This is a genomic window from Roseburia sp. OM03-7AC (assembly GCF_003462625.1).
GTDB classification, from domain to species: Bacteria; Bacillota; Clostridia; order Lachnospirales; family Lachnospiraceae; genus Roseburia_C; species Roseburia_C amylophila.
The window spans coordinates 798,395-811,416 of sequence record NZ_QTZJ01000001.1 but is presented as its reverse complement, the minus strand read 5'-3'; the positions used below and the strand labels follow the sequence as shown (position 1 = coordinate 811,416).

Here is a 13,022-nt window from a genome sequence, read left to right as displayed (position 1 = left end):
ATGTTTGATCGTTTAGAGGATTTATTGATTCGTTATGAAGAGTTGATGAGTGAGTTAAGTGAACCGGATGTGGCAAATAATCCGGAGCGTTTTCGTAAGCTGATGAAGGAGCAGAGTGATCTGACACCTATCGTGGAAGCTTATAAAGAATACAAACAGTGTAAGCAGAATATTGAAGATTCGCTTGCTATGCTGGACGAAGAGACAGATGAAGAGATGAAAGAACTTGCCAAAGAGGAATTAAATGATTCCAAGGCAAGAGTAGAAGAATTAGAGCAGAAACTGAAAATTCTTCTTCTTCCAAAGGATCCGAATGATGATAAGAATGTCATTGTGGAAATCCGTGCCGGTGCCGGCGGAGATGAGGCAGCTTTGTTTGCAGCTGAGATTTACCGTATGTATGTCCATTATGCAGAGAGCAGACGCTGGAAAGTTGAGACGATGGAATGCGAAGAAATCGGAATCGGTGGAATGAAGAGTGTTACTTTCATGATTACTGGACAGGGCGCTTACTCTGTTATGAAATATGAATCTGGTGTACATCGTGTACAGCGTGTACCTGAGACAGAGTCCGGCGGACGTATCCATACGTCTACCATTACAGTAGCAGTAATGCCGGAGGCAGAAGAAGTTGATGTCCAGATTGATGAAAAGGATATCCGAATCGACGTTATGCGTGCATCCGGAAACGGTGGACAGTGTGTCAATACTACAGACTCTGCGGTTCGTCTGACTCATTATCCAACCGGAATTGTAATCTACAGCCAGACAGAGAAATCACAGCTTCAGAATAAAGAGAAAGCATTTGCCCTTTTGCGTGCTAAATTATACGACATAGAATGCCAGAAGGCGCATGATGCAGAAGCAGAAGCCAGAAGAAGCCAGATTGGTACTGGTGACCGTTCGGAGAAGATTCGTACTTATAACTTTCCACAGGGACGTGTAACCGACCACAGAATCAATCTTACGCTCTATAAACTGGATAAAATCATGAATGGTGACATCCAGGAAATCTTAGATGCTCTGATTGCAGCAGACCAGGCAGCAAAATTGGCGAAGATGAATGAGAATTAATATGAATTAGTAAGAATCAAGAAAAGCGGTCTTTTGGTTAGGTCAAAGGATTGCTTTTTTCTTGCTTTACAGGAAATTGCTTTCCTGTAAAGTAAAAAACGCTTCGCGAGGATGCGCACTGCGGCGTATAAGGTAGATGTCGCAAGCGACCGCCGCAGGTGCGAGAATGTGCCAAGGTACATTCTTTGTTGTGGGTATTAGGATACTTTGGAGAGTCAAGTATTAGAGTCTATAAGAAAAACAAGAATGGAAGAGTAAATAGAAATCTCCCTTTTTACAAAAGTGTGTCTGATGCATACTAACTCATAATTATACGAAACACCACTCTTTTATTCATTTTTCTATTCACTTCTTACTAATGGGTATTCATTTTTACTTTAAGTTGTCGTGCAATTTATTAGAATGGAATTTTTGAAAGAGCCAGCATCTTGAATGGGCTGACTCTTTCAATGTCACCTGTAATTGACAAACTGGAAGTTATAAACATCTTTGCAAATATACCATATCTATTAACTGTACACCACACTCATAAATTGGGTGGTCATAATTGTCCGTAAAGAAATTCGGAATATTGTGAGATCGGACAAATCCGCATTTTTCATAAAACGGTACGGTCAACGGGCTGTCACCTGTTCCAACCTGCAAAATAGAATATTCATCTGAATATTTACTTACAAGGAAGTCAATCAATGCTTTCCCATAGCCCTGTCCTTGATTCTGAGGATCAACTGCAATATTTTTAATTTCAAGTATTCCATTATCTTCATCAGTAACGACACATTCAGCTTTTACATTACCATCTTCAAGTACATACATAGTACCTTTTTCAAGATAGTGATCAATCATATTTTCCTGCTCATCAGCTAATAACAATAATGCTATAAATTGCTTTTTATTCTCATTCACTTCTCGGATTTTCATATCTATTACTCCGTCAAACTAGAATTTTACGGTCTATCAGACTTTTTATTTACAGTTGTACTATCGTTTCATTTTTCGTCTTGCCTTAATCTTTCCTAAAAGTCCAGAAAGATACATTGCAAGGACTATTAACATACCACAATCTAACCCAAGACCTGCACTTGCTACTCTTTCATAGACACTTCCAGGTGTATCTAGTCCTGTAAATTCAATAATCACAAACGCAATCATTCCTATTATTGCAATAACCGTAAGTACAAATAACTTTCCTTTAATTTTTTGATTAATTGTCTCTGTATAATCAGATAATTTCAATACTGTTTCTTTTATTTCTTCATTCATATTCTCGCTTTTCCTTTCTCCACCAATGATTTCAGGTATACTAACATCATAAAAATCAGCCAATTCAGCCAACAAACTAATATCAGGCATATTAGAACCTGTTTCCCATCTAGAAACCGTTCGGCCTGAAACTTTTATCTTTTCAGCAAGCTGTTCCTGTGTAATATTCTTTTCTTTCCTAAGTTCTTTTAAGAAACGTCCAATCTTTTTCTGATCCATACTGTTTCCTCCTTTCATTGACAGAGTAATATTATTCTACTAAACATAACACGACACAAAGCGAGAAAATGCCGTATTTACGCTATTGGACAAATCTGTCTAGTATTATTTATATTGGCTTTAGCCCCAAGAACTTCAAGTTATCTTTTTCTTCCTAAATATCGGCATACTTTTGATTTGTATTGCAGGTACTCATTTCCGAATGCTTCTATCAAAAAATCTTCCTCTACATTGACTATCTGCAAATGAAAAAATACCACTGCAAAACCTGTGGCAAAGCAAAGGAACCAATTAAAGAACGAAAACAATATTCCTATATACATTAAATCAAAACCCAAAAATGCAGGATTTCTGCTAATAGAATAGATGCCCGCTGTTACCAAAATGGTCCTTTCTTCTTTTTGCACACCTGCTCTCCAATTCTCCTTCATCTGTGTAACAGAAACAATAAAAGCAAGTACACCGAACATTGTTATTACAACTCCTGTAAATTGCAACACAATATGTGCTGTTCCCGAATAAAACACAATACTGATAATCTGTATTACAGGAAGCAAATATGTGATTATTTTAAGAGCCACTTCTATAAATTTGACAAATCCCTCTTTTCCTTTTCCTAATTGATCTGTCTTTATGCCTTGCTTTTTCTGACTAATCAGCTTTGCAAAATAGCAGATGTAGAACACTGCCATCAGTGAAATTGTAACAATTTTTATTATCATCGTGTACCTCCAAACTCCGATTTGTATAACAGTAGTCTAACACACGTTGTTAAAAAATACTACAGCCAAGCCAATGTCTGTAATTTGCCCTAAAATTTCATTTTATGGAATTTGGACTACTTGATTTTCTAATTGCATACGTAATTCGTGAAATGTATAATTATACTGTTGATACATCAGACACACAAATGTAAATAGGGACATAAAAATTAAAAATTTCACTTTACGTGATAATTAAATTGAAAAAGACATAATTATGGTATAATTAGACCATAAATAGGAGGTGTACATTATGCCACAAATAATTCCAATTAAAGATTTGAAGAATACATCAGAGATATCTGATATGTGTCATAAAGCAGAGGAACCAATTTATGTTACGAAAAATGGATATGGAGATATGGTAATTATGAGCATGGAGACTTATGAGTCAACCATGAGACAGATTGCTATGTACAGAGATATTGAAATATCTGAAAAGCAAATAGAGGCAGGACAGGTAAAGGATTCCAGAACTGCGCTTAGAGAAATGAGGGCGAAGTATGGCATATAAAATAAATGTTGCGGAGCATGCGGATGAACTACTTGATAATCTTATGCATTATTTAATTTACTCCCTTTTTACAAAAGTGTGTCTGATGCATACTAACTCATAATTATACGAAACACCACTCTTTTATTCATTTTTACTTTAAGTTGTCGTGCAATTTATTAGAATGGAATTTTTGAAAGAGCCAGCATCTTGAATGGGCTGACTCTTTCAATGTCACCTGTAATTGACAAACTGGAATTTTCAAATTAGTCTTTGCAAATAACCTTTGAATCTTCACCATCAATTACAATTCCCTGACGGTTGTTAATCGGGCATAGATTCAAATCCGAAAACTCAGTCATTATTTTCTCGGTAACTTTCTTAAATGGTGCTGTAAGATAATGCGGAAGAACATAGAAATCAATCAAATCAATCCCTGCATCATCTTCTTGTGAGTAGTCCTCCGGCTTTTCATCCATTTGCTCGATATATTGGATGTTTGGAGCGCATATAATTGCGCCTGCCGACTCGCCGATCATCAATTTTCCATTTGCCAATTCCTTTTTCAGCAGTCCATCAGTTCCCGTTTTACGGAGCTGGTCCATAAGAAAGAAAGAATTTCCACCGGTAAAATATATTACATCTGCTTCTTCAAAAACAGACTGTATCGTTGAATAAGCCTCCGTTGAAATATCAATTTCAGTTACGATTGCTCCCAACTTTTTGAATAATTTTCGAGCCGAGCCGACATAACCGGTGTAGCCTTCACGCAGTGAAGCTGTTGGAATAAATGCGACTTTCTTATTTTCAATTTCTTCCTTTATCAGACTTCCTACACTTGAAAAGTGCGAACATAAAAATAATTTCATCAATATTCTCCTTTATAAATTCCGATTGAGATTTCACCTGTTTTAAGAAATTTAATAACTGTTATATTTTATTATTAAATTCTTCGCAACCCCTTGAAAACACTGGATTTGTCGCAGGTGAGCTTTCCCTTATTATTTCCCTTGTGTTATATCGTCCCATCAGTGTTTATGCACTCTGATAAGGGCAAATACAAGGGCAAGAAAAATCTATAAGACAGTATAACACAAAATAAAAGTGACATGGTGAACTGATTGAAATGCTTCTTAATTTTTGCTACTACTGATTGATTAAATGATAAGGAGATGGGATACGATGAGAACAATATTTGCAGAATACAATCCACAGTGCAACAGCATTGATGTATATACTAATACGGGCTATATACTCCGTATTGATTGTTGGGAAGCAGAAAAAAATTTAAGAACCACACCTGGATCTGATTGTGCTTTGACATCGCTTGCAATCGATGAGCCATTAGAATATGCAAGGTTATATCTTGATGGGAATTTACAGATGTGGGTAGATGCTGAAGATTCATTAGAGTTATGATTATTCCAATCAAAATCTACTAGAATTTATTAAAAATTAGCTTCATAATTTTAAAAGGACAGCCCTATTGCTATGAGGCTGTCCTTAAAAATACAATAGATAAACCTAGATTATTCTTGCTACTATCTGATTGTTAAATTTTCTGTATTCCATATTGCAAATCTCCCTTTTCGCAATATTTTATTAGTATGAATGCCAGAATCGCTGAAAAAACACGTGCCAATACCGTACTCCACCATATCATAATCTGTCCACCAAATAAAGGTGGTAAAACAAGCATAAATATCAGCATCAATACTGGTTCAATGAATGTAAGAATGTATGACAATCCACTTTTTTCAGTAGCATAAAATCCAGCTGTCGCTATTCTGGTAATCGCAACAAATGGTAATGACACTAAAAATATAGGTACAATTTTAGAAATCTCAATACTTACTTCATAAGAAGCTCCGAAAACCCCTCCAATATTTGCTCTGTTTACATACATGATAATTCCACCACAAACAGCAAGAATTATTGCAAAAATGTATGCCATTCTCTGAACTCCTCTCAGGCTTTCTTGATCCTTCTCACCATAAAAACGGCTCATTAAAGGTTGACTTCCATCACCTACGCCCTGCAATATGAGATATATGATACAGATAATATAGGATACACATGCATAAGTTGCAATAGCTTTTTCTCCCCCATAAGAAGCGGAGAATCGGTTTATAAACACCAATGAAATATTAGGAGTCAATGCTAGCCCAAATGGTGCAAGACCTACTCTGAATATAGCGCCACACATTTCTTTTACATTTTTTAAGGATACATACACATAAAACTTTTTAATATATAATGCGTATATGATTGCAATTGCTGCAGTCACACCCTGTCCGGCTATTGTAGCTGTGGCTGCACCTTTCATGCCCATTTCATATATCCATACAAAGATAAAATCCAGAACAATATTGGTTATGAATCCACCAACCATCGCAAACATTGACCAGAAAGAGTTTCCATAATTTCTAATGAATGGCATCATTCCAGTTCCAAGAATCTGCAATATTGCTCCAAGTGCTATAATTTTGATATAATCTGTCGCATTTGTTAATATAATTCCATCTGCTCCAAGCAATCCTAAAATTTTAGACGAAAAGGAGTAAATAATTATGGTACTGATAACACTTACTATTACAAGAAGCCACCAGCTTGTAGCAATAAATTCTTCTGCCCGTTTTCCTTTCTTTTCTGCTGCATTAATTGAGTAATAAACAGCTCCTCCCATACCAATTCCTGTTCCAAGAGCCTGAATCAAAGCCTCAATCGGATATACAATATTAATAGCCGAAAGTCCAGCATCTCCTATGGTATTGCCTACAAAATATCCATCCACTATCGCATATATTCCTGATAATGCAAATGCTATAATAGATGGAATAACATATTTAAAAAATAATGATTTATGATTCATTTTTCTTACAATCTCCTTCCTTGAAAAGTCTGATAAACAGCTCTGTATTATCATTAAGACTTTCTATATTCTCTAATCCCATTTTTTCGATTACATATATTTCTTTTGAGTGCAGTTTTTCTATGATATCTTTCGTATATTCCATTCCTGATTCTGTGAGGCATATCAGCTTATTTCTCTTGTCTGAATCATCAGATACCATATTGATGTATCCTTTTTTCTGAAAATCTTTTAGTATCGTATTTACCGTTTGCTTAGGTATATTCCATTTTTCACTTATCATTTTCTGCGTGCATCTTCCATTACTTTCATAAAATGAATACAAAGCAAAAACTCCATTTGAAGACAGTCCCTGATCCTTTGACCATTCCTCATACATTGCTGTACATTCTTCCCATAAAGCATAATATCGTTGCAACTGTATTATCATATTATTATCTTTTCTCATCTTTTTCCTCCTTAAATTAGTACGAATCCGGACTTTTATAATATAGTCCGAGTTCGTACTAATTGTCAAGATTTATTTATATACTTTTTCTTTATATAAACAATCAATAGTCCCTTACTAAGGACAGGAAGATTATGAAATTTCCCTGTCCTCTTTTAATAATATCCTCGTTCTTCCATCCAGTCTTTCACATAACATCTGATTCCAATATAAATAATATGCGACAGTAATAGCAATACAATAAGATTTATCGGATTAGCGTTTTTAATCCATTCTCCAAAGTAAATTACAACAGCTGTACTCGTTATCGCTACCACGATACTGATGATATCCCAACAATATTTCCGGTAGATTTTTCCTACCTGATAACCAATCCCGATTATCAGCCACCCGGTTATTACGAATAAAATTGCCATGACAGTACCGGCAATCAGCCAGTACACAATCCCGGAAAGAATACTGTTAGGTATTCCACTGCTTAACTGTCCGAAAGAGTCTGCACCTGTCACAAACTCCCGAAATAAACTTCCCATTCCTTTTCCTAACGCACCGAAAAAGACGATACAGTCGTTAAGGAAAACCGGCGAAAGAATCGCAGTAAACAGTGTTGTTGTTATGCTGTACCATGCCAGTAGAAACAAGATACTTTCATAACCAATCGTCATATTTTTATATTTCTTTTCTAACTGGCTTTTACGGCTATCGCATTTTTCTTTTGCTTTCCGGTAAGCAGTACGGTCACATTTTTCACATTTCTCATAAGGCACTTTTTTCTCAACAGCTACCTCTACCGTCTTTTGGTGTGTCTGTGCATAAAGTTTTTCCTGCTCTGCTTTTTCATACTTAAATTTCCATGCCACGGCTTCTGCGTCGGCTCTTTTCCTGCTGTCTGTCTCGCTGGTCAATCGTTCCTCTGTTTGCCTTAATCTTGTCCGCAATGCTTCGATATTCTCGGCTCTGTTTTCGCTGTTCAATTTCTCGTTCAAGGTCAGCGATTCGCTTAGCTGCCTGTTTAGTTCCTGGATTGTCTGGTCTTTCTGATCCAGTTCGTCCTGCATCTGTTCGGTCATCAGCAGAAGTTCTTCCACCTGCCCGACGTTCTCTAAGTTTCTGCATTCGCTCATCGATCTCCCTCGCTTTCTCTATCTGCTGTTTAAGGTCAGCAATTCGCTGTTCTGTTTCTGCAATAAGCTGTTCTCGTTGTTCAGCTTCTGCGTTAATTCCTGCCATTGCTGATTCTCGTTTTCCAACTGTTCGATTCTGGTTTTCTGTTGCTCGATCTGTGAGAGCAGTTCTTCTGTATCTGGCAAAAGATTTAGCAGCCTGGATAATTCGCTGTTTAAGCTTTTTAAACTCTGGTTCTGCTCCTGAAAAGACAGGAGCTGCCTGTCCCGTTCCTGCAATTCCTGTACCATCTCTGCCATAAGATTCTGCTGTTCCTCGATCTGGTTTATCATTGTCTCCATCATGGGAATGACTTCCCGGCTTTCTTCTAATGTCACGCAATCGCTCCTTCCATTGTGTTAATGCACTGGATACTTTTCCAAAAGAAATCTGTATTTTATCCAGCAGTGCATTTTGTCTTTTTATGATCTGGTTTTCCTCTACTTTCCATGAAGTAGAGGATGTCTGTCCGTTTTGAAATTTCTCGTCAATTTTTCTGGCATCTGCGCCCTCATGGATCGTCGGTATCTCTAATTTTCCCTGCCTTGCATAAGAACGATGGTCAATGTGATTTTCCGTTTTCAAATGTGCATTACAGACGTTTGCCCATTCGCTCCGCCATAGCTCACAATTTTTCGGATTGTTCCACCCGGTAGCATCGGTTAATACACGTTTCCACTGTTTGCGGTTCCTTGTCCCGACTTTCTGGACTCCATTTTCATCAAGTACGGGGATTCGGATTCCATGACGGTCAGGGTTCTTTTTATCCTGCCACCAGTCCGGATGGGATTCATCCACCACAATATTTCCATTTTCATCTCTGACAAACTCCCAATCCTTGATTTCTTTGTTACCCCATGAGTGGTCTGAATTGAATGGTCGCAACGTCACCAATAAATGCACATGGGGATTACCATCTCCTTTATCGTGGATACTCCAATCCGCACACATTCCCTTATCTACAAAGGTCTTTTGAATATATTCAGTTGTATAATCAATCTGTTCCTGTCGGCTCCATTCTTTCGGAAGTGAGAACTCAAATGACCTGCCGAGTTGTGCATCTGAACTTTTTTCTATCCTCAAGACTTCATTCCATAAACGCTGCTTCTGAAAAGTAAGTTTGAATTTTTCCAGTGCAGCATTTTGGTTATCTGCCCTTTTATATCGGACAGATTTCTGGAACCGTCTGATATTTTCAGCAGGTACATTCTGCCATTCCTGTGGTGCATTTTCACACATCAGCAGGCTGGTATAAACGACTTCTTTTTTTGAAGTATAGTAGCTGATCCTGCCTGTTTCTTCATTTTTCATCACATCGCCATTGAGATAAGCAGACGCCGATATGATGGATTTTCCTTTGCTGCGTCCAACAATCTTTACTGTATAATGAAAAATCGCCATGCTCCGTTTCCCCCATTCTGCCGTATCCGGCTTTGATTTCCGGCAGGTAACGTTTTTCCTAAAAGAAAATGGTATCTGCCGGAGCACCCTCTGCGTAAGAGTGCCCTGTGCATAACAGCCTGCATGGAATGTGCCCATCTGGCGAAGAGTGCCTCCTGCGGCATGAGCAGGTCTGGCTGAAAGCCCCGCCGACGGAACGAGCCCGGCAAGCGTAAGCGCAGACCGGTTGCCACCTGTGGCAAACTTATACGGACGACCTCTGGTTGTCCATAAGTGCGCCCTTCATAAAAAAGCAATGAAGGGAATGGAAACTCCACTCCCTCCGGCATTACACTTCCTCCGTATTTGCAACTGGCTCTTTCTGCATTGCCTTTGAGAAGAATTTCCCATTTGCTTCCTGCCTTTTTAAGAAGCCGATCAGCTTTGGGATATCATCTTCCTCAATCGCAGAACCCAGTACCGATTCCACTGCACCGCCAATCTGGCAGAGCCTGTGTGTCCGTTTTTTGGTTTCCACATCTTTCTGACGTTTCTTCAGTTCCCGTTTCTGTGCTGCATACTGTTTTGCTTTCTCAAGGCTTTCCTGTTCTTTCTTTTCCAACTGGAGCATACGCTCCTCATAACTCTTTGTTGATCTTGCCATAAATATCATCGTCCTTTCTTTTTTTCCAAACATAAGTTTCCTGTTGTCTGTCAGACGAAGTACATGGTATAATCTGCTTGCGTGTAGGTATATCATGACTCCGGTCTGATAGAACCTTTGGCGGTTTCTTCGGGAACCGCTTTTTTAAGTTGAACCGTTTCTTGTGACTGCTTTCACATTTCCCTTATCCCTCAAGTCCCTGCCCTCGTTGGCTTCCATAAAAAGTTCCAGCATATCCGTTTTGATCAGGACTTTTCTCCCAACCTTCAATACCGGAAGTTTCTTCCACTCTACCAACTTTCGCAGGGTGTTCCTGCCAATTCCCGTATAATCAGCAGCTTCCTCAATAGATAAGGCAATCTTTCTTTGCGTCATATGACCACCTCCTTTCGAATTGCATTATGCAATTTCATTTGTGCTGTCAGTATAGCGTGTTTATATTGCTTTGTCAAGCATTATGAAATTTTTCTGCTTTTCTTAAAATTGCATATTGCAATATATTTTGTTGCGTGGTATAGTAATGACATACCGAAAAAGGAGGCACATCAGCATGAAAGATAAAGAACTACGCAAGCTGATTGGCAGCAGGGCAAAACAGCGCCGTCTGGAATTAAATCTGACACAGCCTTATGTCGCAGAGAAGATGGGAGTTACCGCTTCCACAATCCTGCGTTATGAGAATGGTTCGATTGACAATACCAAAAAGATGGTACTGGAAGGTCTTTCGGAAGCACTTCATGTATCGATTGAATGGCTCAAAGGGGAAACCGATGAATATGAAACTGATATTACGGATAAGAAAGAATTGCAGATTCGTGATGCGATGGGCGACATTCTCAAACAGTTTCCTCTTGACCTCAATAAAACAGAAGACGCTTTTTCTAAAGACTTACTGCTGTTAATGTTAAAGCAATATGAACTGTTTCTGGATTCGTTTCAGTTCGCCTGTAAAAATTACAAAGGCAGTACCAAAGATGCGGACATTGCCAAAGTAATGGGATTTGAATCGAAAGATGAATATAATGAGATTATGTTTCTCAGGGAGATCACACATACTGTCAACGCATTTAATGATATGGCAGATGTTGTAAGGCTCTATTCAAAGAAACCGGAAGCGGCAGAACAAAGGCTTGCAAATCTTTTATCCGAAGTTATGTATGACGATTCTGAATCGGTATAGTAAGATAATCGGAGTTATGATACAATGAGCGCAAGCGAGTCAAGCTGTTTACAGATTTGACGAGCGGCGAATTGGCTTATGGACTTGTCCATAAGATGCCTACACGCAAGAAGCATTTCAGCAGTTCCGATTGTCTGATATCGAAAGGAGACATACGATTATGGCAAAAGGATCTGTTAGAAAAAAAGGAAAAAAATGGTACTATCGTTTCTATGTAGAAGATGCAAGCGGTAAAATGGTTCAGAAAGAATACGCCGGAACCGAAAGTAAAAGTGAGACGGAAAAGCTTCTCCGCAAGGCACTGGAAGACTACGAAGATAAGAAGTTTGTTGCAAAGGCAGATAATCTTACCGTAGGGGAACTTCTGGATATGTGGGCAGAAGAAGAACTGAAAACTGGGACACTCAGCAACGGTACAGTGGAAAATTATCTTGGTGCAATCCGATGTATCAAAAAACACCCGATTGCAGACCGCAAACTGAAAACAGTTACTGCCGAACATTTACAGGCATTTCTTGATCTGCTTACATTCGGTGGTGAGTTTCCAGACGGGAAAGTAAAAAAGGGATACAGCAAAGATTATATCCATTCTTTTTCCGCAGTGTTACAGCAGTCATTCCGTTTTGCAGTATTTCCAAAACAGTTAATCAGTTTCAATCCGATGCAGTATATTAAGCTGAAAAAGCAGGCAGAGGAAGTTGACCTCTTTTCCGATGATGAAGTGGAAGAAGGTACACAGCCGATTTCACATGAGGATTATGAACGGCTTATCCAATATCTGGAAAAGAAAAATCCACCTGCTATTCTTCCGATTCAAATTGCGTATTATGCCGGGCTCCGTATCGGGGAAACCTGTGGTCTTACATGGCAGGACATTAACCTTGAGGAACAATGCCTGACCATAAAACGCAGTATCCGCTACGACGGCATGAAACACAAAAATATTATCGGACCAACGAAACGGAAAAAAGTAAGGATTGTTGATTTTGGAGATACGCTGACTGAAATACTGAAAGCTGCCAGAAAAGAACAGCTCAAAAACCGGATGCAGTATGGCGAATTATATCACCGCAATTACTACAAAGAAGTGCATGTGAAAAACAGGGTATATTATGAATACTATCATCTTGACGGAACACAGGAAGTCCCGACAGATTACAAAGAAATCTCCTTTGTCTGCCTGCGACCAGATGGCTCTTTGGAACTGCCGAGTACACTCAGCATTGTATGCAGATCAGTGGCAAAGAAGCTGGAAGGATTTGAAGATTTCCATTTTCACCAGTTGCGTCACACTTATACCAGCAATCTGCTTTCCAATGGAGCTGCACCGAAAGATGTACAGGAACTGTTAGGACACTCTGATGTCAGTACCACAATGAATATTTACGCTCACTCAACAAGAAAAGCAAAACGGGATTCCGCAAGACTTCTTGATAAAGTAGCGAGCAATGCTTAACTAAAAATTTCCCTTATTTCCCTTGCGGATTCCGCATAAGGGCAAAAA

The 13,022-nt window shown here is 38.6% G+C and carries 15 protein-coding genes; 5 read left to right on the top strand and 10 right to left on the bottom strand.

Going from position 1 to position 13,022, the window contains the following annotated elements:
* Positions 1–1,074: a peptide chain release factor 1 gene (gene prfA, locus DXB39_RS03975; RefSeq protein WP_022243126.1), complete on the top strand. Its 1,074-nt coding sequence runs from the start codon at positions 1–3 to the stop codon at positions 1,072–1,074.
* A gap of 477 nt (positions 1,075–1,551) precedes the next feature.
* Here prfA and DXB39_RS03970 read toward each other — a convergent pair whose 3' ends face one another.
* From DXB39_RS03970 to DXB39_RS03960, 3 genes are all read right to left on the bottom strand, one after another.
* Complete coding sequence (locus DXB39_RS03970) at positions 1,552–1,995, bottom strand: GNAT family N-acetyltransferase (RefSeq protein WP_117840906.1); 444 nt, start codon at positions 1,993–1,995, stop codon at positions 1,552–1,554.
* Positions 1,996–2,055: 60 nt separating this feature from the next.
* The gene (locus tag DXB39_RS03965) at positions 2,056–2,556 is read right to left on the bottom strand and encodes a helix-turn-helix domain-containing protein (RefSeq protein ID WP_197420879.1); all 501 of its coding nucleotides are present in this window, start codon (positions 2,554–2,556) and stop codon (positions 2,056–2,058) included.
* A gap of 140 nt (positions 2,557–2,696) precedes the next feature.
* A complete protein-coding gene (locus DXB39_RS03960; RefSeq protein WP_117840908.1) occupies positions 2,697–3,278 on the bottom strand; it encodes a methyltransferase family protein in 582 nt (193 codons plus the stop codon).
* A gap of 292 nt (positions 3,279–3,570) precedes the next feature.
* On the opposite strand from DXB39_RS03960, the gene DXB39_RS03955 reads away from it, so the two are divergent.
* Positions 3,571–3,831, top strand: a complete 261-nt coding sequence (locus DXB39_RS03955; protein ID WP_117840909.1) for a type II toxin-antitoxin system Phd/YefM family antitoxin — start codon at positions 3,571–3,573, stop codon at positions 3,829–3,831.
* Between the two features lie 245 nt (positions 3,832–4,076).
* Here DXB39_RS03955 and DXB39_RS03950 read toward each other — a convergent pair whose 3' ends face one another.
* Entirely contained in the window at positions 4,077–4,679 is a 603-nt protein-coding gene (locus DXB39_RS03950) for a Type 1 glutamine amidotransferase-like domain-containing protein (RefSeq protein WP_117901599.1), read from the bottom strand.
* Positions 4,680–4,992: 313 nt separating this feature from the next.
* On the opposite strand from DXB39_RS03950, the gene DXB39_RS03945 reads away from it, so the two are divergent.
* On the top strand, positions 4,993–5,229 hold the full coding sequence (locus DXB39_RS03945) for a DUF6061 family protein (RefSeq protein WP_002578301.1): 237 nt from the start codon (positions 4,993–4,995) through the stop codon (positions 5,227–5,229).
* Positions 5,230–5,362: 133 nt separating this feature from the next.
* On the opposite strand, the gene DXB39_RS03940 is transcribed toward DXB39_RS03945, so the two are convergent.
* The 6 genes from DXB39_RS03940 to DXB39_RS03910 form a co-directional block, all read right to left on the bottom strand.
* Complete coding sequence (locus DXB39_RS03940) at positions 5,363–6,682, bottom strand: MATE family efflux transporter (RefSeq protein WP_117840911.1); 1,320 nt, start codon at positions 6,680–6,682, stop codon at positions 5,363–5,365.
* Positions 6,672–7,130: a MarR family transcriptional regulator gene (locus DXB39_RS03935; protein ID WP_024738910.1), complete on the bottom strand. Its 459-nt coding sequence runs from the start codon at positions 7,128–7,130 to the stop codon at positions 6,672–6,674. The genes DXB39_RS03940 and DXB39_RS03935 overlap by 11 nt, the downstream gene beginning before the upstream one ends.
* Before the next feature lie 155 nt (positions 7,131–7,285).
* Complete coding sequence (locus DXB39_RS03930) at positions 7,286–8,035, bottom strand: DUF6040 family protein (protein WP_009243742.1); 750 nt, start codon at positions 8,033–8,035, stop codon at positions 7,286–7,288.
* Positions 7,974–9,695 carry a MobA/MobL family protein gene (locus tag DXB39_RS03925; protein WP_109214826.1) on the bottom strand — a complete coding sequence of 574 codons (1,722 nt, stop codon included), beginning with the start codon at positions 9,693–9,695 and terminating at the stop codon, positions 7,974–7,976. The genes DXB39_RS03930 and DXB39_RS03925 overlap by 62 nt, the downstream gene beginning before the upstream one ends.
* Positions 9,696–10,023: 328 nt before the next feature.
* Entirely contained in the window at positions 10,024–10,338 is a 315-nt protein-coding gene (locus DXB39_RS03915; protein WP_002578306.1) for a DUF3847 domain-containing protein, read from the bottom strand.
* 144 nt (positions 10,339–10,482) lie between these two features.
* Positions 10,483–10,713, bottom strand: coding sequence for a helix-turn-helix domain-containing protein (locus tag DXB39_RS03910; protein WP_002578307.1), 231 nt, complete (start codon positions 10,711–10,713; stop codon positions 10,483–10,485).
* Between the two features lie 175 nt (positions 10,714–10,888).
* Between DXB39_RS03910 and DXB39_RS03905 the strand changes: the two genes are divergently transcribed.
* On the top strand, positions 10,889–11,518 hold the full coding sequence (locus DXB39_RS03905) for a helix-turn-helix domain-containing protein (RefSeq protein WP_009243739.1): 630 nt from the start codon (positions 10,889–10,891) through the stop codon (positions 11,516–11,518).
* Positions 11,519–11,678: 160 nt separating this feature from the next.
* A complete protein-coding gene (locus tag DXB39_RS03900; RefSeq protein WP_009321335.1) occupies positions 11,679–12,974 on the top strand; it encodes a tyrosine-type recombinase/integrase in 1,296 nt (431 codons plus the stop codon).
* Positions 12,975–13,022: the final 48 nt, after the last annotated feature.